Here is a 21,885-nt window from a genome sequence, read left to right on the forward strand (position 1 = left end):
GTGGGCTATTTTGTTTGTAGTTAAAATGACATTTATATTTTTACGTAACAGACAGATAATTAAAATACAGTAATCTTTTAATTATCTGTTAAAATTTATTATTTTAGAGTATGTACTCTATATTTGCGTATAGCTTGAAAGGGGTTAAAGGTTAATACATGAAGATTAGGCCATTGATGGTGAAGCAACTCACGATTGCATTATTAGCAATCGTACCTACGGTACATGCTGCACCTATTAGTTTTAATGATGCTTGGCATACGGTTGTTACGACAAACGATGGTTTAGCGGCGAATCGTGCCAGTATTGAACAAGCACAATATATGCAAGATGCAGCTCGAGATATGTATTTGCCTAAGGTCACAGTGGGGGCTAATTATACCCGCTTAGATCATGATATTAAATTGTCGCCATCTGATCTTTTTGGTAGTACCTCAGCTTCACAGACTGAAATTGGTCAAGTAATTAATAATATTATATCTAATTCACAATTAAACTCGGCTTTGACATCTAATATTTCTGATCGTGATGTATTTACTAGTTCGATTCGTGCGATTTGGCCAATATTTACTGGTGGTCGTATTAATGCGGCGCAAGATATTGCTGAAGGAAAAACAGATCAAGCTAAATATATGTTAGCCATGCAGCAACAAGCAAAGTTTGAAGACTTATCCCGCTTTTATTTTGGGGTGGTATTAGCAAAAAATGTATTACAAACGCGTACTGATGTCGCTAATGGTTTAAAACGTCATTATGAAGATGCGATAAAGCTGGAACAACAAGGTCAAATTGCACGAGTTGAGCGTTTACAAGCGCAAGCTGCGTATGATAAAGCCAAAGTAGAACAGCAAAAATCTTTTCGTGATTTAGAAATCGCACAAGTAGCGCTAACGCAGTTATTAAAACAAACTACGCCAGCAATGCCATTAACTGGGCTATTTATTAATAACTCATTACCACCAATGTCTGCTTTTGTTGATAAAACGTTGGCAACCTATCCTGGCTTGCATATTTTAGATGCTAAACGTAAGCAAGCGGGGGGCTTGATAGATGTAGAACAAGGAAAATATTACCCTGAAGTGTACTTATATGGTGATTATAATTTACATGATAGTGGTAGTTTGGCCGCTACATTAGCACCTGATTGGGCGGTTGGCGTTGGGGTGAGTGTACCATTGATAGATAACTCTGGTCGTTCAGGGAAATTAAGTGCTGCCCATTCAATGGTGACACAAGTTAACCATTTACGCGCGCAAGCCCAGCAAGATCTGACGGTATTAGTTGAAAAGACATACCGTGAAGCGAAACAAGCTCTAGAAGAATATAAGGGTTTAGCATCGAGTTTAGCTCTTGCTAATGAAAATAGTGTCTTACGAGAAAAAGCATTTGGACAAGGGTTATCAACGTCATTAGATGTTGTTGATGCTGAACTTTTTGTTGCCAGCATTAAAACTCAGCGGTTAGCCGCAGCTTATCAATATGTTGCTTGCTTAACTCGTTTACTTGCCATTAGTGGTGAAATGAATACATTTAAAAATTATCAGCAATATCAAGGGATCGAGGTCAAATTATAATGAGTAAGTTAAAAGCAATTGCAGTCGCGGTTCCTGTTATCGCAGTGGTTGGATGGTTAGGTTATACCTTTTGGCAAGCATACCAACCGCAACCTGAGCGTATGCAAGGGCAAATTGAAGCCCAGCAATATAATATTGCCTCAAAAGTACCTGGACGTATTGATAAAGTTTTAGTGCGTAAAGGCGATGAAGTTCAATCAGGACAATTGATCTTTACTATTTTAAGCCCTGAAATTGACGCTAAATTAGAACAGGCTCAAGCGGGTGAGCAAGCGGCAGGTGCATTAGCGCAAGAAGCAGAAAAAGGTGCGCGTATTCAACAAATCGCAGCAGCAAAAGATCAGTGGGGCAAAGCTAAAGCTGCGGCGGCACTGATGCAAAAAACCTATGTTCGAATTAATAACCTTTATAAAGACGGTGTGTTAGCTGAACAAAAACGTGATGAAGTGTATACCCAATGGCAAGCTGCTCAATTTACTGAAAGTGCTGCTTTTCAAATGTACCAAATGGCAACAGAAGGTGCGCGGGCTGAAACTAAGCGTGCTGCTCAAGAAAAAGTCAAAATGGCAGCGGGGGCTGTTGCTGAAGTTCAAGCTTATGTTGCCGATACAAAGGTAAGTAGTTGGCATAAAGGTGAAGTATCACAAGTGTTACTTCACGATGGCGAATTAGCACCACAAGGTTTTCCGGTGGTGAATATCATTGATATTAGTGACGCATGGGCTGTATTTAATGTGCGTGAAGATAAGCTTAAAGACTATCAAGAAGGTAAAACTTTCAAGGTTACTATTCCAGCTTTAGGGGATAAAAGTTACCAGTTAAAAGTAACTCATGTGGCTGTAATGGGTGATTTCGCAACTTGGCGTGCTACCGACACCGCTAAAGGCTTTGATATGCGAACATTTGAAGTAGAAGCTCGTCCGACTCAGCCTATTGATGGTTTACGGGTTGGTATGAGTGTGATTGTTGAGTAATGATATGGTTATTTATTCGGCAATAAAAAAAGAGTGGCATACGATTTGGCAAGATGCATGGTTGCGAGCATTGGTGATTTGGCTACCTGTATTATTGTTTTTGACAATGTGGGCGATTTTTGCGACGGGTATTGCGCGTAATTTACCGGTTGGTATTGTAGATCTTGATCATAGCCAAATGTCACGTCAGTTAACTCGCTATATTGATGCTAGTCCGAGTATGGCTGTTACACGTCAATTTACGGATGATCATACCGCCAGTGCTGCGATGCGGGCGAATGATATTTATGCAATGGTGGTGATCCCTGATAACTATGAAAAAGACGTTAAATTAGGTCAAGCACCGCAAATAACAACATTTTACAATGGGCAATTTATCTTAATCGGTAAAGTCATTAGTTCGGCGATGTTACAAGTTACTGGCACTTATAATGCAGGTGTTGAAGCGATGAGGAATATGAGTTCTGGCGCGCCAATTCCTCTACAAGCACTAGGAATAGCTGTTCCTATTCAAGCTCAAATAACCCCTTTGTTTAATAGTAATAGCCATTATGGTCAATTTTTAGTTTCAGCAATTATTCCTTCTATTTGGCAAATTTTAATTGTTGCAACGACCGTGTTGGCGTTAGTACATGAATCACGGGGTCAGGGGTTGTGGCAGTGGCTAGCACAAACACCTTGTCAAAAAATACTGGGTAAACTATTAGCATATTCAGGCTTATTTTTAATTCAGGGTCTGCTGTTTTTATGGTGGATGTATATTGCGCTTGATTGGCCGATGCATGGTCATTGGGGGCTATTAATTGTCGCTCAAATATTGATGATATTTGCTTGTCAAAGTATGGCGAGTTTGATTTATTTTGTCACGATGGAAGCACCACGCGCAATGAGTTTTGTTGCGGCCTATACTGCGCCAGCATTTGCTTTTATGGGGGTTACTTTCCCTGCGACGGATATGCCTATTATTGCCAAAATGTGGCGTGGGTTATTACCAGTAAGTCATTATATTGAAGTGCAATTACAGCAAGTCGATTATGGTAGTGGTTGGTATCAAGCCTCGCATCAATTGTTGGTATTAAGTAGCTTTATATGCGCTTTATTTTTGGCGATAGGATTAATGCTAGTTCGTCGTAAAAAGGCATTGGCAATAATGAGCACAGCTGCGGGAGATCATCATGAGTTGGGGTGATTTATTTAAGCATGAATTAAAAGCTATTTTCAGTAATTTTTCGTTGGTTTTTACTGTCTTTGGTGGCGTAGTCTTTTATTCTTTTTTATATCCATTACCGTATATTAATGAATTACCACGAGATCAACGTGTCGCAGTGGTGAATCTTGATCATAGCCAAATGAGTCGAGAGTTAATTCGAATGGCAAATGCCACACCACAAGTGAATATTACGCAGCATCTTGGCAGTATTCATGCAGCGACCGTGGCACTAGAGGATCGTCAGGTTGATGGTATTTTAGTGATCCCCGAGCATTTCTATCGTGATGTAATGATGGGAACCAGTCCCACATTGGCTTATGCTGGTAATGCGGCCTTATTTTTAGTGTATGGTACGGTAGTTGAAGGCTTAAATAGTGCCGGTAATGGCTTAGCCGTTAAAGCTAAAATTAATCGCATGATGTTAACTGGTGATGGTGAAGTAGAGGCGAAACAGCATGTGACGGCAATGAAACTTAATATGCGACCCGTATTTAACGTCACCATGGGCTATATTAATTACGTTGTACCTGCCGTATTTGTGTTGATCCTACATCAGACTTTATTGATTGGAGTGGGCATGATGGGGGCGGCAGAAAATGAAGCTCGGGCTGTAGGTAAAACCGGTTATTGGGCGCAATACCCAATTTGGATGGTAATGGCAGTACGCGCATGCTTATTCACTTTAATCTATTTACCATTAGTAATGTATTATTTTGGATTTAGTTATGTTTACTACGGCGTAAATAGATTGGCATCGATTAGCGACTTAGCCATGATGATAATTCCATTTTTATTAGCAGTGATTATGCTTGGAATGGTGTTAGGTCAGCTATTACCTCGTTGTGAATTAGTAACACTGGTGGTGTTATTAAGTTCGCTACCATTGGTGTTTAGTGCTGGATTTATTTGGCCGCCATCAGCAATACCGACGGTTATTAATTATATTGCACAATTAGTGCCTTCTACTGCGGCAATAAATGGTTTTCTTGGTCTGAATCAATTAGGAGCGACGTTTGCTCAAGAAATTGATCGCTGGGGGCAACTGTGGTTACAGTTTATTGGCTTTGCTGGAATCAGTTATTGGCTAATGCGGCGAGCACGAAAATAGAACATTAATCTTAATAAAAAGAGCATATTGATGCTCTTTTTTTTTGCAATTAAATGTACGCTGTTTTATATTGGCGGAAGTTGAGTAAATAAGATGTGGCAAATGTTAATTTTACAGCCACACTTAATGAGTAAAGTTACGTTTAAATTAGCAGGAGGTTGCCTTGAGTCATAAATCAATAGCAAATAAAAAAGTAATGGTTGCTGTCGCGATGATGTTGTCATTAGGTGTCGTGGGTTGTGCTCAAAACCCTTATGGTGATGCTTACAATGTTGGTGAAGCTCGCACGATGCAAACAGTTTCGACTGGGACAATCACCAAATTAGACGCCGTAACAATGAGTTCTGATGGCGAAAGTACCATTGGTACGCTTGCTGGTGCTGCTGTCGGTGGTATTTTAGGCTCTAAAATTGGTGGCGGATCAGGCTCTGATATTGCAGCAATTGGTGGTGCACTTGCTGGTGGCGCGTTAGGTAATACCGCTGGAGATGCAATCAGTAAACGCCAAGGTGTTAATATTGTCATCAAGTTAGATAGTGGTCGTACTGTCGCCGTTGTACAGCAAGTCGATCCTAATATGATCTTCCGCGTTGGTCAGCGAGTTGATATTTATCAGCAAGGAAGTACAACACGTGTTGTACCTGCTAATTAAGTAAAACCGGCAATTATATATAAAAGGCAGTGAAGACTGCCTTTTTTATTAATTGTCATTTTATAACAGCATATCAAACTGGGTTCATTGTTATTTAAGTGATGTTAATGTTGGTATATTGTTTTTTTTATGAAAATATATTTTATTTTTTAACGTAGATATGATTTTTTTAGTCATATATTATACAGCGTAGTAATTTATTGCTTTTTATTAAAGTCTGTTATTTTGTGTTTTGTGGTTTATTATTTTGTTTAAATATATAGCTTAGGCATTTTATACTGATTACGTGGTTGATTTAACTATTTGTCAAATGAATAGGCTAACGTATAAATAATAATCAAATAATTAAATTGTAACTAATTGTGTCCAAGAGTAGGCTGTGCGCATTATAAATACCCTCTTTGAACGACTCATATTAGATGAATAACCCTAAATTAGATGCAACTTATAAACGCCTTCGTTGGCAAATAATTATTACTACTTTCTTAACTTATACAGTGATGTATATTTCAAGAAAAGCGTTTGCTGCCGCTGCACCATTATTAATGAAAGATTTAGGCATGACTGTTGTTCAGTTCGGTTTAGCCTCTTCGATTTATTATATTCTATACGGCCTTTCAAAGTTTAGTTCAGGTCTTCTTGCCGATAGAATTAATCCTCGTTTATTTTTAGCACCAGTATTAGTTGTAATTGCCATTATCAACGTCGGTATTGGTATGACTAATAGTGTGACTATGCTGTTAGTATTGTATTGTTCAACCGCAGTGGTTCAAGGCTGTGGTTTTCCACCTATCGCAAAAGCAATCAGTCAGTGGTACTCAAAATCTGAGCGTGGTGGTTGGTATTCGCTATGGAACACATCTCATAATGTCGGTGGCGCATTAGCCCCATTAATTGCTTCTGCCGTTATTGCTTATACTGGTAACTGGCGTTATGCATTTTATGTTCCTGCTGTTATTACGGCAGTACAAGCATTGATAGCTGCTATTTTAATGCGTGGTAAGCCTGAAAATTATGGATTACCGAATGTGGGTGTTTGGCGTAATGATACTAAACAACTAGAGATTAATAAGCGTTCTGAAACTGGATTATCAATGTGGGTAATGTTTCAACGCTATATTTTGACTAATCCTATTATTTGGTTGGCTATCGGCGGTGACTTATGTATTTATGTGATCCGTACTGTTTCGAGCGATTGGGTAAGTGTTTACTTCGTTGATGTACTACACTGGGACTTAGTTAAATCTAACTCTTTAGTTGCTTGGTTTGAAGTCGGTGGCATTGTTGGTGGTTTAACATCTGGTATTATTTCAGATAAATTCTTTGGCGCTGATCGCTGGAAAACAATTTTAATTTATTGCTTTGTCTTAATTGGCGGTATGGTTGGTGTGGCATTAACACTGCATATTGACTACATGCTAGTTGCTGCGTGTTTCTTTATTATCGGTGCTGGTATTTATGCTCCGCAAATGTTGTTTGCATTAGGTATTATTGAAGCATCACATGCTGATGGTGCCGGTGCTGCAACGGGTCTGAAAGGTGGTGTTACTTACATTGGTGCGGCACTTGCCGGTGCGCCTATTGCGATGATCCAAACAAGCTATTCATGGAATGGTGTATTTGTATTACTCGCTGTAATTGCAGTTATCTTAGTTATATTAACATGCACAATTATTCGTGTTGACAGTAAGCGTTTACCGATGTAAACCGCAATTATAGATAATAAAAAAGCGACCGAAATGGTCGCTTTTTTGTTTTAGGGTTAACGGTTAACGAATAGAGTTCAGCATAAAGTCCATTACTGGATCAATATCAGCATCAATATCAAGAGCCTTGGGCATAAAGCTTGGTGCTTTTAGAATGCCACGCTCAATTAACTCATCAAGTAAGGGTTTAAATTCAAACCCTGTTTTACCGATAAACAATGAAGTTAAATCTTCTGTTTGATATGCATGAATAGCATCTTTTAAGCCTCGTAGATACAGGAAGTCTTTAGTAAAACCACCACCACGATAAGCTCGTGCTGTAATGGTAAAGGCTTCATCATCACAGACATCATAATCATGACGTAAGCTGTTAAAACAGTCGTTAAAACTATCACCGTTAACCATCATTTCAACAGCAACCACACGTAACGCCAATGTTTTTAGGCGATGAAGTGGAAAACTACCTGATAAATGTTCACATAAAATGGCTAGACCTTCTTGAGTATGAGTATTACCCGGTAAGCCTAGTTGTAGAATTTTAAGTGGTTGTCTTTCAGCATTCACTGAGGTGACAAGGTGAACACCTAGTTCATGGTGGATTAAGGCATCTAAATCACCTTGGGTAAAGCGACTATTTGGATTGACCTTAATCACTTTGCCACTCACCATTGCACGAGCAATTAGCTGTTTTGATGACACCACTTTACAAGGAATGTCATATTCAGCTGCTGCTATTTTAAAAGCTTCAATTGCTTCTTTGGCACTAATATTGGCTGGTTGTTGATCTTTATATTCACACGCATGGAGAATGAATTTCGCATTCGCAATATCACGTTCATCTGGCTGACCGTAATAACGTAGCGAGTTATATAAAAACTCATCAGTACCAATGCTGCATAATAGATCAATACGTACAGCAAGCTGATCGATGACTTTACGGTACATTTTTTGTACGTCAGCATCGCGGATCGTTTCCACTGGCAAGCGGTAAAGCTGTTCACGGAATTTATACGGATCCAAATCTAATTGACGGTAAGTAAACTGTGGCTGATAGCTGTATGGTTTACTTAAAAAACGTCGCTTCTCTTGCTTTAAGTTTGTTGGGTTAATATAGCTTAAGGTATTGATACCTCTTGCTATTTTATATAGTTTACGATCAAGGTTAATCACTTCTTTAGACAGATTCGAAGCTAACACATCGCTACCAGTAAGCCCTTTAGCTTTGGTTCGCTTGGTGATAGTGAATGCCGCATGTTCAGTGATCACTGTTTTCATTGACTCATTCAATTTTTCAATCACAAGCGGGTAGGCTTCGCCGCCTTCTTCGTTCATGAAAATCTTTTTGACCTCAATTGGCATAATTAAGGTGTTTTTGAAGTGTTGTTTAATGAATGTTGCTTGGTAACCTAACCCTTTAAAAATATCATTTTCAAGCGCATTAACATCTATATTAGGTAGCTCAACATGGTTAAGCCCTTCAAGTAAGACATCAATTTCTTTGCGCCATCGACGACGGTTTACCTGCATAGTACCGACATTAAATGTAGGTGTTGCAGTATCAATACGCTGGTAATTATACGAATGGATATCGTAAATTAGACACAAGCCAAATTGTAGCTCTAAGGTTTCAACTAAGCACTGTAGAATACGATAGTAACTTTGGTGTTTAGCGAGGGTTATTTCGCGTTCAGCCTCACTAAGCGGTGTTAGCCAAACATTCTTTCCCCATGCGTCATCATAGATGCAATTTTCAGGCGCACGGTTGAGATCATACTCATACCGTGAATCTTCCCCTTGCAATACGATTGGCAATGAAGAAATGAAGTCTCCAGTATAAGGATCTTCTTCAAAATAACGTTCTTCTTCCGTTAACGCACACTGCGCTTGCAGTGATTGGCGCAATTGATGACCATTATGGATTGCTGTTGCAATATAAGGTTGATATTCACTGATGCGAATCATCAAGCTACCATCGTCAAGATACGCTTCAAATGGAGTAAGGCTACGTATTTTCGCTAAAATTTCTAACTCAGTAAGATGCATCGGCTATGACCTTTCGGAAATCATTTTTGCGGGTGATACCAACCTCTTTAGCCATCACAACGCTTTCTACAAAATCAAGCACATTACGTTGTAGTTTGACACGGTTTAAGCGGTTAATACGGGTAATACCACCAGGGCTTAAAACATTAACTTCAACTAATTTGCCGTTAATAACATCGAGACCAACAAAGTACAGACCATCACGCACTAATTTAGGTCCAATATGCTTACAAAGTGCTAATTCTTGCTTAGTTAATACGTGTTTTACTTCGCGACCGCCAGCATGAATATTTGAACGTACATCGCCTTCTGCAGGAATACGACGCATTGCGCCGATAGGCTCACCGTTTAGGAGCATGATACGCACATCGCCTTGCTCTGCGCCTTCAATGTAGTCTTGTAAGATAACGTAGTTCTGATCATCACCGATGTAGAAATCTAATAATGATTTCACACTTGATTTAGCGCTTTTCTCAACCAAGATCACGCCTTTACCGCCGTAACCGTTTAGTGGTTTAAGGATCATACGATCTTGTGGTGATTCATCAAGAACACGTTCAAGGTAATCACGGTTTTTAGAGACGTGAGTAACAGGAATAAATTCTTTGTTTGGATCAGGTAGTGAAGCAGTATAAAGCTTGTTATTTGCAACGCGTAGACCGTCAATATCGTTAACGATAAAAGTATGGTCACGTACTGAATCTAAGAAGTTCAGTGCCATCGTGTCTAACGGTGGATTAGCTCGCATAAAAATAACGTCAAAGCCAGCTAATGGCAGTTCAGCGTTATTAAATTCAGCTTTACGGTAGAAGCTTGGAATATTGTTTGAGACTTCACCTTTTTTTAATACGTTACAGAAAGCAATTGCCATACTGTCGCGCATGGTTAAGTTACTCGGTGTTGTAATTGCAACCGTGTGACCGCGGCTTGCGGCTTCATGAATCAAACGTAAAGTAGAGTCGTTTTCTGCTTCAACGCGTTCCCACGGATACATAACAAAACAAATTTTCATAGCTATACCAAAAAGTGGCCTGTTAAATATTTTCACAGGCTAATATAAAGAAATAAGCCATCACACAGAGTGGGATGGCTTCATTTTGTTGGCGATTGTCTTGAAAATCCGTTTCTAAAAGTATGACTTAATAATCTAGGTCGTTATCAGTACCACTATCGCTATCATCATCATCACCGTACGAGCCTGTCGTATGTGCTCGTTGTGAAACACATAATGTATAACTACGTGTTTTATGAGTGGTGTGGTTTAGGTATTTCAGCCAGCATTTACCAAATTCAGACACCGCTTGTTGTTGACCTTGAACTTCAGCTAAAAACTGAACTTCAGATTCATCAATGGGTTGGGTTGTGCCATCAAATAGTGCCCGCATAGAACGTCCATAGTTTTCTAATACGCTGGTTTCACTAATAGTAAAAACGCCCGAGCGATTAAAGCCGCGCGGAAAGTTTTTATCGTCGTAAAATTTACCTTCACTTCTCATTCATAAAGTCCTTGATGTGATTTGCGCTGATATTTATCCAGACTTGCCATGTTGTAAATCAATATTTTTTCATTGTTACGATAAAAAAAAATGATTAATATTCAGCATTAATCGCTTGTACTATTCTGTAAGGTATTAACATTGAATTAATTCACTATATAATGACTTATATATACCGTTTTTTTTCTATTTAACCTACTCTTCTTATTGAGAATTTTTCCGTGGATACTGAATTACTTAAAACGTTCTTGGAAGTTACCAAAACACGTCATTTTGGTCGTGCTGCAGATAACTTATATTTGACCCAGTCTGCAGTTAGCTTTCGTATCCGCCAGCTTGAGTCACAATTAGGTAACCCGCTATTTTCTCGTCAGCGTGGAAATGTGCATCTTACTGCCGCTGGTGAGCGTTTACAGCCTTATGCTGAAGCAATTTTACAAACGTGGGGCCGAGCGAAGCAAGATGTCGCATTAACTGATAGCTTAAATACGCAATTGGCGATTGGTGCATCCCCTTTATTTTGGGAGTTTGATGGCATTTCAGTGTGGATCAATCGTATTTATGCCACCGTACCTGGGCTGGCTTTACGTTTAGAATCTGTAAAACGCGAAGGTATGGCAAAACGCTTATTTGATAAAAGTATTGATTTGTTTATTACCAGTGAGCCACCAAAGATCGAACATCTGCATGTACAAAAAATACGTGATTATCAATTACAATTGGTGACTAATCAGGCTAATTGTAATGTACATAATGTGCGTGACATGCCACTTATCTACCTTGATTGGGGAACACGTTTTTCCGTTGAACACAGTCGTATTCCTGAATTACAACGTACACCAGTACTGCATACTCACTCTTGTAAAATGGCCTTAGATTATATTTTAGCCAACGGTGGGGTGGGTTATTTCCCTTCTTTTGTTATTGATAGTAGTGCAGTTTTAGGGGAATTGTATGTTGTTGAAGATGCGCCCATTATGGAACAGAGCCTTTATTTAGTATGGCGAGAAGGGAGTGAAAAAGAAGCTTTAATTAATGCAATTGTCGATGTTCCATTTAAGAATGTGATCGAAAGCATTTGATTTATATTATTTGTCATTACCAGCAAAATAACTTGTTGTACGGGAGCTAATTCCTGAATTAGTCTAAGAAAAAATGCTACTAAGGTAAGAAACAATGAACCATGGACCGGATTGTCTGTCATGTTTCTTGCATTAACTTAGTACTGTTTTGTCACAATAGAACATTACAATTGCCAGTGTTCTATTTTAATAATTATCTACTCTGGATGTAGTTCAGGAAACGCAAATGGCTAAGTTAAACCAAAAATTTCACAAAGGCAGCAAATCAAAATTCAATTCTGAATTTGCAGATGATTTTCAGGATTTGGATCTGCAATCTCGTGGTAAGAAGAAACGTCGTGTGACTCGTTCGCGTTTCGATAGTCCGGAGTACAGCGATTTCGATTATTAATAGTGATGTGTAATTCACGATAAAAGATCGGCAATTAAGCATTAAAAAAGGCGTACCTAGAAGGGTACGCCTTTTTGTTATCTAAAAAAGTTAGCGTGATGCACGGTGATGACAAATCACAATGATTAGCGGCTATTATTCACTTTCTTGTTCACTTAACGTGGCATAACGGTGTAATAACTCGGTTAATACACTGATCCAACCAAACGCATTATCTGGTGCATTCACTAGAATTTTTTCTACTTCAGCGCAGTGTTGTTCTAATGTTATCGCTTCTTCTAGCTGAAAAGAGATCGCATAAAAATGCCACAATAATAAACGGATCATACGTTCACTATTTTGTTTAGCGTTATCAGAATCAGAAAATGCAATATTCACTTCCCCTAATGCAACTGCAGTCATTCGTAACATCGCATCAAACTGGGTTGATTTTAGACGCTCGTCACTGTCAATTTCTTCTTGATCAAAGGTAAATATTTCCTGCATTACATCTTCTGGTACCATACGACCAATTACGCGAAGGCTAAATTCTTCTAATTCATGTCGCGGCATGGTTAAAAGGCAGTTTAAGGTGTAGTCACGTTGCATATAATTTCTCGTAAATACCACGACGCCGATCAGGATTGATCATTGGGCGAATGATGAAAAGAGGGTATTTTGGAGTATTTATGAGTAAAAGGCTAATAAAACTCAAACGGATAAATTCACATTAAAATATCTGACAACGTGATGACAACCAAATTTACATATTAAGTTATAGTAATTTTATTGATAGCCAGGGCGAAGATACTGGTATCATTTTATGAATACTTCACCAATATATGTTGGCTGCTACCGTTACTTATGTAAGGTAGTAATGACGAATTTATTACATTGAACAGGCTTATGACGTCAAATAATCAACAATCACCTTCTCAAATACCCCAAATAAAGAAAAAACGCAGTGCCATTGTACGTGCCTTAATTGGCGCTACATTAATAGGTACTGCTGGTATGGCTTATTTAGGTTATGACTTAAATCAACAAATAAGTGCTAAATTTGCGGGTCAATTATGGCAATTACCTTCTGTTGTTTATGCTCGAGAAATGGCATTACAGCCAGGTGCCGCGATAACATATAATACATTAGTTAATGAACTTAAAGTATTAGGGTATCAAAAAGTAGCCAAGCCTGATCAAAGTGGCGAATATGCAGCTAATGGTTGGAAAGTAGATTTTATACGTCGGCCGTTTAATTTTAAAGAAGGTCCTGAAGGGGCGCGTCATGTTTCAGTGTCGTTTAATAATGACGGCATTACTCGAATCATGGATTTAGACACAAATAAAGAGTTGGGATTTTTACATATTGATCCCAAAATGCTTGGAATGTTAGAAGCACATTCTGATGAGCAACGCATTTATTTACCTGAAGATAAAATGCCTAAGTTATTAGTCGCAGGACTGATTGATACTGAAGATCGCCATTTTTATGAGCATGATGGTATTTCATTAGTCGGTATTGCGCGGGCATTTATTGCTAATATTAGAGCCGGGCATACGGTTCAAGGTGGCAGTACGCTAACACAGCAGTTAGCTAAAAATATGTTTTTAAGTAGCCAGCGTTCATTTTGGCGTAAATTTAAAGAAGCTTACATGGCGATCATTATTGATACTCGCTATGGTAAGCAAGAAGTGCTTGATGCCTACATGAACCAAGTGTATCTGGCTCAGTTTGGTGGTCATGGCATTCATGGTTTTGCTTTAGCTTCACGTTACTATTTTGACCGACCATTATCTGAACTACGGGTTGATCAACTTGCATTGCTAATTGGTATGGTAAAAGGGCCAACATATTACAACCCTTGGCGCCATCCTGAGCGGGCAAAAGCGCGTCGTAATATCGTCTTAGGGTTAATGAATAAAGACGGTGAAATCAATGACAAAGTTTATCAAGCTGCGATTAAACTGCCGCTAGATATTCAAGATAAAGGTCAACTTGCAAGACGTCAACCCGCCTATTTTGATCAGATAAAAGCTGAGTTAGAGCAAAAAGCAGGCGCAGCATTTGAAGCAGGTAAAGGATTACGTATTTTTACCTCACTTGATCCCCAATCTCAGAAATTAGCTGATGCGGCTGTTGCTAAAGTAATGCCTGAATTACAAAAACGTGCAGGTAAAGATTTACAAACAGCGGTTGTGATTGTTGATCGTACAACAGGCGAAATTCGAGCCATGGTTGGCGGTGATAAACCGGGTTTTGCAGGATATAACCGTGCTATTAATGCACAACGTCAAGTGGGATCTGTGATTAAGCCCGCGTTGTATCTGAGCGCGTTAGAAAATCCAGCCCAGTTTAGTTTAGCAACGTCATTAAAAGATCAACCGTTATCGATCAAAATGCATGATGGCGCTACTTGGAGCCCACGTAACTACGATCGTAAATATCGTGGTGAAGTGCCATTATTTGTAGCATTAGCGAAATCGTACAATGTGCCAACAGTGAATCTTGGTATGGCTGTGGGCGTTGATAAGGTAACTGATACGCTAACCAAGCTGGGAATTCCACGGGAAGATATTCCTCAAGTTCCTTCTTTATTCCTTGGTTCTATTAGTTTGTCACCATTGGATGTGGCACAAATGTATCAAGGTATTGGTAATGAAGGCTACTTAGCACCATTAACCGCGTTAAATGCAGTGGTTGATGAAACGGGCAAGGTATTATATCAAAACTGGCCTAAAGCGGCGGAAGTTGTTCCTCCACAAGCGGCATGGTTAACGATGTTTGCGCTGCAAGATACGGTTAAATTTGGTACAGCCCATTCATTGAATAAATTATTTCCCAACACGCATTTAGCGGGCAAAACAGGCACGACAAACAATGGTCGAGATAGTTGGTATGTCGGTATTGATGGTCGTGAAGTGGTTACTGTTTGGATGGGGCGTGATGATAACAAAAGTACGCATCTAACAGGGGCAAGTGGCGCATTACGTCTTTATACCAATTATATTCAACACCGCAAGCCTGAGCCATTACTGTTACGACAGCCTGCTCATATTGAAGCTGAAAATTATCACATTGCCGCAAATGGTGAATATATTCCAAGTTGTACTGGCACAACACGGATGCCTATTTGGGATCCGCATGGGGATCTTAAGCAGAATTGCCAAGTGGAAAAAGTGAAGCATAAAGTGGAAGGTTTTTTCAATAATCTTTTCAATTGGTAAATAAGCACTTACTATCTTAAAGCCTCCTTGTTTGGAGGCTTTTTTATAGTATTTATATTCGTTTTTCAATGGATAATTCGATAGAATATCGAGGTGTAATAATAGAATGAGTAAAAGTTGATGCGCTTTTTAAAATTATCTGTTCATGCTGATTTAGCTAAATTTGATCTTCAATCACCTACATTGACAATATATCACCGCCAAGCGACACGAGCGATTGTTCTTAAAGGTGAGAATATCTTGATGCTATATACTGCCCGTTATCATGATTATACATTACCGGGTGGTGGTATTGATGCGGGAGAGGATCAGATTCAAGGCTTAATAAGAGAGCTAGCAGAAGAAACCGGGGCGATGAATGTGCATGATATTGAACCGTTTGGTGTATATGAAGAATATCGACCTTGGCATAAGGCTGAGTATGATATTGTGCATATGGAATCATTTTGCTATGTCTGTAAAATTGACGCTCAATTAGGTTCAACACAGTTAGAAGACTATGAGCAGAAAAATGGTATGAAACCAGTGTGGATCAATATTTTTGATGCGATAGCGCACAATGAACAGACGATGGCATTTTCTGATAAAAAAGGCATGTCGATAGAGCGTGAAACTTTTTTATTAAAACGTATTGTAACGGAATTATTAGTAGAATCAGTACCGGCATAGTTTTTATAAAAAACCCACAATCAATGTTTAACTGTTGTGGGCGATATAAAAATAAGTTTATTTATTTACAGCACGCTTAAATGTCACCGTGTGGTTATCTGAACTTAAGATCAATGTATTTTTATTGACTAAAAAGTCAGAAGGGCCCGTTAGCATTTGTTTTACAAACCCATCAACGGTTGCTTGTTCAGTCTGAATACACATTTTTTTAGTGGATCTTAAATTTTTAGTCGTAATATCTTGTGCAGTAATTCGTATTTTACCCGTTAATGTATTACAACCTGAATAATTGACACTAAGGTTTTTATTGATTGTTAGCTGCGGTTTGATGGTTAAAGCATCGATTGGCTGGGTATAACCGTCAATTGAGCTTACCGTCCATGTATTAATCAGATCCGCCGTATTTTTAGGTGAATTTGCACAACCTGTTAATATTGTTGCAATAAATAACGTTGTTAATAGCGTTTTTTTCATGAAGGGTCTCTTAATCTTATAAGCGAGATTTTCTGTAATATATTGATATTTTTTCTATTTTGGTAATCAACGATAAATAAATAGGAAAATAAAAAATGTGAATGATTACCGTTATACCCATTTGTAATCAATGAAAAAACGGGCGTCAAGTGTGACAAAGATCGCTAAAAATGTAAATGTTAGTGATTAAATAATAGAATATTAATTGAATAAATTTTTATATAATATCTATTGTTTTTAGTATGACACCTTATATTTATAAGCTATCTGTTTAATATATATTATTATTTTTAGCGACTATTATTTAGATTGTTAATATTATTAGTGTGGTATTTATGTTCCAAAAACAACATCTTATACAATTAGCCAACATGAAAATGCCGTTTGGTAAATATGCGGGTCGAGTCTTAATTGATTTACCTGAGGAATATTTGCTGTGGTTTCAAAAACAAGGTTTTCCAGATGGGCAATTGGGGTTATTAATGGCATTGGCACTTGAATTTAAGATTGAGGGGTTAGAATCAGTCATTCGCCCTTTGAAACAGGATTAGTCAGATGCTGCAATATAGCGCTAGCTATTTATGGCAAACAGTTATCGTGATTATTATTGGTGTTGTACTTGCGGGATGTGCATCACCCAAAATGGTGAGTTCATTAACGTTTGTTGATCCTAATTTTAAACGTTGTGTTGTTGCGCAAGGTAAACAAAAAATTAAGCAGATCACTACCTTAGATTGTCGTCATTTTAATATACGGGATGCGCGAGAAATACGTTATTTAACATATTTGAAGAGGTTGGATCTATCTTCTAATCAATTAACGAACCTTAATATTAGTCATAATCCTCAATTACAACTCATTAGTGTTGAGCATAATAAATTATCAACTTTAGACTTAAGTGATAATCCACAATTGCAAATTATTAATATTAGCTTTAATCGTTTAAAGACAATAAATGTAAGTGATAATCCATTATTGATGTACTTAAATTATGATGCTACTTTGATTAAAGACGTTGATATTAAGCATAATCCACGTTTACTCGCTCCTTTTTATACCATCGATGTGCCAAATGGGCCCACAATAATGGCAGAATAATAATGTTAAAAGCAATTCATCATGTAGCTATCATCTGTAGTGATTATGCACGATCAAAAGCGTTTTATTCACAATTATTGCAGTTAGAGATTGTATGTGAAACTTATCGTGAAGATCGTAAGTCATATAAATTAGATTTAAAATTACCTGATAATAGCCAAATCGAATTATTTTCATTTGATGGTGCACCGCAACGACCAAGTTATCCTGAAGCACAGGGATTACGCCATTTAGCGTTTGCTGTTGATGATATAGCGGTTACTGTGCGTTATTTAGAAGATAATGGCGTTGATGTTGAGCCAATTCGTATTGATGCATTAACCAATAAAGCCTTTACTTTTTTTAATGATCCAGATGGATTACCGCTAGAGCTTTATCAAATTTAGTGGTGAATAAATTGCTGTATTCTAGAATATTGATTCAAATGATATCTTTAACTAACAACTATATGCGTGTATGTGTATAGTTGTTAATAGTTATCGATGATCAGGGATGAAATAGATGCGCAGGATTATTTTTAATCAGAAAGGTGGTGTGGGTAAATCAAGCATCACCGTTAATTTAGCGACAATCAGTGCAGCGAAAGGTCATAAAACACTCGTGATTGATCTTGATGTACAAGGTAACAGTAGTGCCTATTTAGGGATTGATATCAATCAACCTAATGATAAAACAATTGCTGAATTACTCAATCAAACGGCCTCTTGGTTTGCGATGTCGACCCCTGTACGTGATTATCCTCAAGCTACTGCATACGATAATCTATTTATTATTCCTTCAAGCCCTAAACTTGATAAGTTAGAAGTAGAACTTGAACGGCGTTATAAAATTTATAAGCTGCGTGAAGTATTAGATGTTTTAGCTGAAGATTTTGATCGTATTTATATTGATACTCCTCCTAACTTAAATTTTTACACTAAAGCAGGTTTGATTGCGGCACATAAATTATTGATTCCTTTTGATTGCGATAGCTTTTCTCAGCAAGCCTTAATCAAGGTAATGGATAATTTAGCAGAGTTACGGGACGATCATAATCGTGATTTAACGTTGGAAGGTATTGTGGTGAACATGTTTAATACACAAGCAAAGTTTCCACGACAAATTATAGAAGAGATAAAAACACTTGGTTTTCCTATTTTAGAGCCGTATTTACCACAGTCTATAAAAATGAAAGAATCTCACTATCAACAGTGTCCAATGTTATATTTTGATCCTAAGCACAAGCTAACTCAGCAGTTTATTGCCTTATATGATGGTATTGAAACTGCAATAATAGTTGATGGCAACTAATTGAATGGTTAGGAAATAATGGTAATTCTAGGTTGAATTACCATTGGTTTTTTATGCTACTTTAGGTGGAAATGTACGCTCGTATTCTTCCATAAAATCACGTCGAATATCTTGTTCTAGATGTGTTGCTCGTTCTGTTGGGCAGAAAAGCATAAAATGCACGATTTGTTCACCGGTTGTTGAGCTACTAATATGTATATGAGGTTCAGAACCGGGTAAATCTAGCCCCGCATGTTTCTCAATCACGCTATTATAACGACGTGCAACTTCAATAAAGTCTTCACTATGATGATCTATTTTAGTGACCATAATCGGTAATAATGGATATAGGTTTACAAAGTCTCTAACGACGATTGAAAAATTATGATAAACATAACGTTTCATGAAATTAAGGTTTTTAACCGGATAAGTAAAAAACATACTGTTTGGTAATGTTGCTGTTTTACCGGTGTAATGATATTGACCGTGATGAAGATCTATTTCTTGAATCACTGTTGCCATCATATTGTGTTCAATGACTTCGCCACAAATTTTTCCAACCTCGATCCAATCACCAATGCGGAATGAGCGGGAACTTGCTCGTTGGATAGAGCCGGTGAAGCATAAGATAATTTCTTTAGATGCAACCACAATAGCAACAGCAATTGCTGTTACAGAGAGTGCGAACTCATTGATTTCTGAGCGCCATAATGCAAATAAAACCACTAAGGTCAAAATAAATGTGCCATTTTTAGTACGGGACATCCATTTTCGTTGTGTTTCAGTAACGAAAAATTCATCACCTCGCACTTGAGATAAAATAACGCGTCGTACGATAGCAATAATTGCCACTATTATGATAGTAAAAAGAAGTTTATTGGCTAATAAATAAGTAAATGTTTCAGTAATTATATCCATAAAATCCTTTATATTTATGATATCACTCTTAATTTAAATAAGATCTCATAGAATGATATTGAAATCCAATAGTTAAATTATTTTTCGTGAAACATTATACATTATAAAAATATCAGGAATGAGTGAGAGTATTATTATGTGTATAGTTGTTTTTGTATAATAAATAAGATTATCATAAAATGATAAGCTGATTTAATATAACTAATGTCAACAATATATTGAAGATAAAAATAATACCTGATTACCACTATTTAACAGCCACTGTTAAATTATCTCCTATACTTTAAGATATTGAAGTATAGGAGTGACGTTATGCCTAAGAATTCAATCCAATTTCAGAAAGGCTTTTCTATACCCGAATTTATGCAAATGTATGGGACAGAAATTCAATGTAGAGAGCGTTTATTTAATATTCGATGGAAAAATGGTTACGTTTGCCCTACCTGTGCTTCTAAAAGTTATTGTGAACTTAAATCGCGGTCATTATATCAATGTAATAAGTGTCACCATCAGACATCATTGACGGCAGGTACTTTATTTTCCCATTCAAAATTACCGTTAACTACTTGGTTTTTAGCTATTTATCTCATCACACAAGATAAAAACAGTATTTCAGCATTAGAGCTAAAGCGTAAATTAGGGGTTTCTTATAACGCAGCATGGCGAATAAAACATAAGCTCATGCAAGTGATGAAAGAGCATGATGATAATCGAAAGTTAGGCAATATCGTGCAATTGGATGATGCATATATTGGAGGTAAACAAAAAGGAAAGCGAGGACGTGGTGCCAAAGGTAAAACACCTTTTGTATCAGCGATCTCTTTGAATGAAGAAGGTCATCCTATTTATATGCGGCTAAGTGTTGTTTCTTGTTTTAAAAAACAAGAAATTATAGATTGGGCTAAAAAGCATTTACAAGAAAAAACGTTAGTCATATCAGATGGTTTACCCTGTTTTAATGGTCTGTTAGCAGCAGATATTATTCATGGTTCATTACCAAAAAATGGTAAAGAACTTCACCAATATGAAGCTGCATTTTATTGGGTCGATACCATGATTGGTAACGTTAAAAATTCGATAAAAGGGACATATCACGCAATTAGAGAAAAGCATATTCCTCGTTATCTTGGTGAATTCTGTTTTCGATTTAATTATCGGTTTCGAGTTGAAGATATATTCAATACGCTAATTAAATGTGGTGCAAAATCACCACCGATGCCAGAGAAATTATTAACGCTGGCTGAGTCTCGGTGGTAATCAGGAAATAATATAGATCGTTAGAATGAGATCTCAATGATAAATGTTATTTTATGTGTAATCTTTAATGATTATGGTGCTATATTAGTCCTAAGTTGTTAAATAGTTTGATTTTTTATTTATAAAACATCGTAGTGGATATTTTATAAGCAGTTATTAAGAAAACTAAATTTTTCAAAGTAAAGGATAATATTCATGCACATATTTACCGATCGTAAACATATTATTATTGATACTCGATCACCTGATGAATTCTTAGAACATCATATTGAAGATAGTGTGTTTGTTGGGTTTAATGGCGGAAATTTTAAGTATTGGTTAGAGTTGTTATTGCCTGATAAAAATGCAGATATTGAGGTGATTACCACGGCGATTGATGCTGATAAGGTTATGACGATTATTAATGATCTGGGTTATATCCATGCTAAATTGATCAATATCGAGTCTGCTGGAGTCGCATTAAAACATATTTCGACTGATGAATTTAAAAAGATAAGCCAGCATACAGAGTCGTCTGTACTTGATGTTCGAGAACCTGATGAGTACCAACAAGGATCTGTGAATAAATCTGAAAAGTTACCATTATCTGACATTCTTCAGGGTAAGTTACCGAGTGAAGACAAAGAATATATTGTCCATTGTAGGAGTGGTTACCGTTCTGTTATTGCGATGTCTATATTGAAACTACTTGGGCGATGTAAATTGATTAATTTAGATGGTGGTTATCAGCAACTTATTGCTAAAAAATAAACTGATTTTA

The 21,885-nt window shown here is 37.4% G+C and carries 22 protein-coding genes; 16 read left to right on the plus strand and 6 right to left on the minus strand.

Annotated elements, in window-relative coordinates; all coding sequences use genetic code 11:
• Positions 1–158: 158 nt before the first annotated feature.
• From OC457_RS17900 to OC457_RS17925, 6 genes are all read left to right on the plus strand, one after another.
• Positions 159–1,574 (plus strand): TolC family protein, encoded by a 1,416-nt coding sequence (locus OC457_RS17900; RefSeq protein WP_080175571.1) that lies wholly within the window; start codon positions 159–161, stop codon positions 1,572–1,574.
• Entirely contained in the window at positions 1,574–2,548 is a 975-nt protein-coding gene (locus tag OC457_RS17905) for an HlyD family secretion protein (RefSeq protein WP_080175572.1), read from the plus strand. Before OC457_RS17900 ends, OC457_RS17905 begins: the two co-directional genes overlap by 1 nt.
• Before the next feature lie 4 nt (positions 2,549–2,552).
• A complete protein-coding gene (locus OC457_RS17910) occupies positions 2,553–3,737 on the plus strand; it encodes an ABC transporter permease (RefSeq protein ID WP_080175591.1) in 1,185 nt (394 codons plus the stop codon).
• Complete coding sequence (locus OC457_RS17915; RefSeq protein ID WP_080175573.1) at positions 3,724–4,866, plus strand: ABC transporter permease; 1,143 nt, start codon at positions 3,724–3,726, stop codon at positions 4,864–4,866. The genes OC457_RS17910 and OC457_RS17915 overlap by 14 nt, the downstream gene beginning before the upstream one ends.
• Positions 4,867–5,062: 196 nt before the next feature.
• Positions 5,063–5,518: an outer membrane lipoprotein gene (locus OC457_RS17920; protein WP_080175592.1), complete on the plus strand. Its 456-nt coding sequence runs from the start codon at positions 5,063–5,065 to the stop codon at positions 5,516–5,518.
• A 419-nt stretch (positions 5,519–5,937) separates the two neighbouring features.
• On the plus strand, positions 5,938–7,224 hold the full coding sequence (locus OC457_RS17925; protein ID WP_080175574.1) for an MFS transporter: 1,287 nt from the start codon (positions 5,938–5,940) through the stop codon (positions 7,222–7,224).
• Positions 7,225–7,287: 63 nt separating this feature from the next.
• On the opposite strand, the gene OC457_RS17930 is transcribed toward OC457_RS17925, so the two are convergent.
• The 3 genes from OC457_RS17930 to maoP all read right to left on the minus strand — a co-directional run bounded on the left by OC457_RS17930 (position 7,288) and on the right by maoP (position 10,763).
• The gene (locus tag OC457_RS17930) at positions 7,288–9,267 is read right to left on the minus strand and encodes a flavohemoglobin expression-modulating QEGLA motif protein (protein ID WP_080175575.1); all 1,980 of its coding nucleotides are present in this window, start codon (positions 9,265–9,267) and stop codon (positions 7,288–7,290) included.
• Positions 9,254–10,279, minus strand: coding sequence for a glutathione synthase (gshB, locus tag OC457_RS17935; RefSeq protein ID WP_080175576.1), 1,026 nt, complete (start codon positions 10,277–10,279; stop codon positions 9,254–9,256). Before gshB ends, OC457_RS17930 begins: the two co-directional genes overlap by 14 nt.
• Positions 10,280–10,406: 127 nt before the next feature.
• Entirely contained in the window at positions 10,407–10,763 is a 357-nt protein-coding gene (gene maoP, locus OC457_RS17940) for a DUF413 domain-containing protein (RefSeq protein WP_080175577.1), read from the minus strand.
• Between the two features lie 221 nt (positions 10,764–10,984).
• Between maoP and hdfR the strand changes: the two genes are divergently transcribed.
• Together hdfR and OC457_RS17950 are read left to right on the plus strand one after the other, a co-directional pair.
• A complete protein-coding gene (hdfR, locus tag OC457_RS17945) occupies positions 10,985–11,845 on the plus strand; it encodes an HTH-type transcriptional regulator HdfR (protein WP_080175578.1) in 861 nt (286 codons plus the stop codon).
• A gap of 226 nt (positions 11,846–12,071) precedes the next feature.
• A complete protein-coding gene (locus OC457_RS17950; RefSeq protein WP_162836320.1) occupies positions 12,072–12,236 on the plus strand; it encodes a hypothetical protein in 165 nt (54 codons plus the stop codon).
• A gap of 135 nt (positions 12,237–12,371) precedes the next feature.
• Here the strand turns inward: OC457_RS17950 and OC457_RS17955 are convergent, their stop codons facing one another.
• Positions 12,372–12,824 carry an exoribonuclease R gene (locus OC457_RS17955; RefSeq protein ID WP_080175579.1) on the minus strand — a complete coding sequence of 151 codons (453 nt, stop codon included), beginning with the start codon at positions 12,822–12,824 and terminating at the stop codon, positions 12,372–12,374.
• Positions 12,825–13,121: 297 nt separating this feature from the next.
• Here OC457_RS17955 and mrcB point away from each other — a divergent pair, with 297 nt between their 5' ends.
• Entirely contained in the window at positions 13,122–15,440 is a 2,319-nt protein-coding gene (gene mrcB / locus OC457_RS17960) for a penicillin-binding protein 1B (protein WP_080175580.1), read from the plus strand.
• A 120-nt stretch (positions 15,441–15,560) separates the two neighbouring features.
• Entirely contained in the window at positions 15,561–16,109 is a 549-nt protein-coding gene (locus OC457_RS17965; protein ID WP_080175581.1) for an NUDIX hydrolase, read from the plus strand.
• Positions 16,110–16,166: 57 nt separating this feature from the next.
• On the opposite strand, the gene OC457_RS17970 is transcribed toward OC457_RS17965, so the two are convergent.
• The gene (locus OC457_RS17970) at positions 16,167–16,583 is read right to left on the minus strand and encodes an META domain-containing protein (protein WP_080175582.1); all 417 of its coding nucleotides are present in this window, start codon (positions 16,581–16,583) and stop codon (positions 16,167–16,169) included.
• 335 nt (positions 16,584–16,918) lie between these two features.
• On the opposite strand from OC457_RS17970, the gene OC457_RS17975 reads away from it, so the two are divergent.
• The 4 genes from OC457_RS17975 to OC457_RS17990 all read left to right on the plus strand — a co-directional run bounded on the left by OC457_RS17975 (position 16,919) and on the right by OC457_RS17990 (position 18,971).
• The gene (locus OC457_RS17975; RefSeq protein ID WP_080175583.1) at positions 16,919–17,134 is read left to right on the plus strand and encodes a DUF3820 family protein; all 216 of its coding nucleotides are present in this window, start codon (positions 16,919–16,921) and stop codon (positions 17,132–17,134) included.
• A 4-nt stretch (positions 17,135–17,138) separates the two neighbouring features.
• On the plus strand, positions 17,139–17,681 hold the full coding sequence (locus tag OC457_RS17980; protein WP_080175584.1) for a leucine-rich repeat domain-containing protein: 543 nt from the start codon (positions 17,139–17,141) through the stop codon (positions 17,679–17,681).
• A 2-nt stretch (positions 17,682–17,683) separates the two neighbouring features.
• Positions 17,684–18,067 (plus strand): SMU1112c/YaeR family gloxylase I-like metalloprotein, encoded by a 384-nt coding sequence (gloA2, locus tag OC457_RS17985; protein WP_080175585.1) that lies wholly within the window; start codon positions 17,684–17,686, stop codon positions 18,065–18,067.
• A 115-nt stretch (positions 18,068–18,182) separates the two neighbouring features.
• On the plus strand, positions 18,183–18,971 hold the full coding sequence (locus OC457_RS17990) for a ParA family protein (protein WP_080175586.1): 789 nt from the start codon (positions 18,183–18,185) through the stop codon (positions 18,969–18,971).
• 51 nt (positions 18,972–19,022) lie between these two features.
• Here the strand turns inward: OC457_RS17990 and OC457_RS17995 are convergent, their stop codons facing one another.
• Positions 19,023–19,868, minus strand: a complete 846-nt coding sequence (locus tag OC457_RS17995) for a mechanosensitive ion channel family protein (RefSeq protein WP_080175587.1) — start codon at positions 19,866–19,868, stop codon at positions 19,023–19,025.
• Positions 19,869–20,180: 312 nt separating this feature from the next.
• Here OC457_RS17995 and OC457_RS18000 point away from each other — a divergent pair, with 312 nt between their 5' ends.
• Both OC457_RS18000 and OC457_RS18005 read left to right on the plus strand, forming a co-directional pair.
• Positions 20,181–21,125 (plus strand): IS1595-like element ISPma1 family transposase, encoded by a 945-nt coding sequence (locus tag OC457_RS18000; protein WP_262054059.1) that lies wholly within the window; start codon positions 20,181–20,183, stop codon positions 21,123–21,125.
• A 195-nt stretch (positions 21,126–21,320) separates the two neighbouring features.
• Positions 21,321–21,875 carry a rhodanese-like domain-containing protein gene (locus tag OC457_RS18005; protein ID WP_080176517.1) on the plus strand — a complete coding sequence of 185 codons (555 nt, stop codon included), beginning with the start codon at positions 21,321–21,323 and terminating at the stop codon, positions 21,873–21,875.
• Positions 21,876–21,885 lie beyond the last annotated feature (10 nt).

The sequence above is a fragment of the Photobacterium toruni genome, from assembly GCF_024529955.1.
GTDB lineage: Bacteria > Pseudomonadota > Gammaproteobacteria > Enterobacterales > Vibrionaceae > Photobacterium > Photobacterium toruni.

Excerpts from the sequence above, each read along its gene's own strand:
- OC457_RS17950 (WP_162836320.1), top strand. The coding sequence starts at position 12,072 with ATGGCTAAGTTAAACCAAAAATTTCACAAAGGCAGCAAATCAAAATTC.
- OC457_RS17920 (WP_080175592.1), top strand. The coding sequence starts at position 5,063 with ATGGTTGCTGTCGCGATGATGTTGTCATTAGGTGTCGTGGGTTGTGCT.
- OC457_RS17915 (WP_080175573.1), top strand. The coding sequence starts at position 3,724 with ATGAGTTGGGGTGATTTATTTAAGCATGAATTAAAAGCTATTTTCAGT.
- OC457_RS18000 (WP_262054059.1), top strand. The coding sequence starts at position 20,181 with ATGCCTAAGAATTCAATCCAATTTCAGAAAGGCTTTTCTATACCCGAA.
- OC457_RS17970 (WP_080175582.1), bottom strand. The coding sequence starts at position 16,583 with ATGAAAAAAACGCTATTAACAACGTTATTTATTGCAACAATATTAACA.
- OC457_RS17910 (WP_080175591.1), top strand. The coding sequence starts at position 2,553 with ATGGTTATTTATTCGGCAATAAAAAAAGAGTGGCATACGATTTGGCAA.
- OC457_RS17990 (WP_080175586.1), top strand. The coding sequence starts at position 18,183 with ATGCGCAGGATTATTTTTAATCAGAAAGGTGGTGTGGGTAAATCAAGC.
- OC457_RS17925 (WP_080175574.1), top strand. The coding sequence starts at position 5,938 with ATGAATAACCCTAAATTAGATGCAACTTATAAACGCCTTCGTTGGCAA.
- OC457_RS17905 (WP_080175572.1), top strand. The coding sequence starts at position 1,574 with ATGAGTAAGTTAAAAGCAATTGCAGTCGCGGTTCCTGTTATCGCAGTG.
- mrcB (WP_080175580.1), top strand. The coding sequence starts at position 13,122 with ATGACGTCAAATAATCAACAATCACCTTCTCAAATACCCCAAATAAAG.
- OC457_RS17965 (WP_080175581.1), top strand. The coding sequence starts at position 15,561 with ATGCGCTTTTTAAAATTATCTGTTCATGCTGATTTAGCTAAATTTGAT.
- OC457_RS17955 (WP_080175579.1), bottom strand. The coding sequence starts at position 12,824 with ATGCAACGTGACTACACCTTAAACTGCCTTTTAACCATGCCGCGACAT.
- OC457_RS17980 (WP_080175584.1), top strand. The coding sequence starts at position 17,139 with ATGCTGCAATATAGCGCTAGCTATTTATGGCAAACAGTTATCGTGATT.
- OC457_RS17930 (WP_080175575.1), bottom strand. The coding sequence starts at position 9,267 with ATGCATCTTACTGAGTTAGAAATTTTAGCGAAAATACGTAGCCTTACT.
- gloA2 (WP_080175585.1), top strand. The coding sequence starts at position 17,684 with ATGTTAAAAGCAATTCATCATGTAGCTATCATCTGTAGTGATTATGCA.
- OC457_RS18005 (WP_080176517.1), top strand. The coding sequence starts at position 21,321 with ATGCACATATTTACCGATCGTAAACATATTATTATTGATACTCGATCA.
- maoP (WP_080175577.1), bottom strand. The coding sequence starts at position 10,763 with ATGAGAAGTGAAGGTAAATTTTACGACGATAAAAACTTTCCGCGCGGC.
- OC457_RS17995 (WP_080175587.1), bottom strand. The coding sequence starts at position 19,868 with ATGGATATAATTACTGAAACATTTACTTATTTATTAGCCAATAAACTT.
- gshB (WP_080175576.1), bottom strand. The coding sequence starts at position 10,279 with ATGAAAATTTGTTTTGTTATGTATCCGTGGGAACGCGTTGAAGCAGAA.
- OC457_RS17900 (WP_080175571.1), top strand. The coding sequence starts at position 159 with ATGAAGATTAGGCCATTGATGGTGAAGCAACTCACGATTGCATTATTA.
- OC457_RS17975 (WP_080175583.1), top strand. The coding sequence starts at position 16,919 with ATGTTCCAAAAACAACATCTTATACAATTAGCCAACATGAAAATGCCG.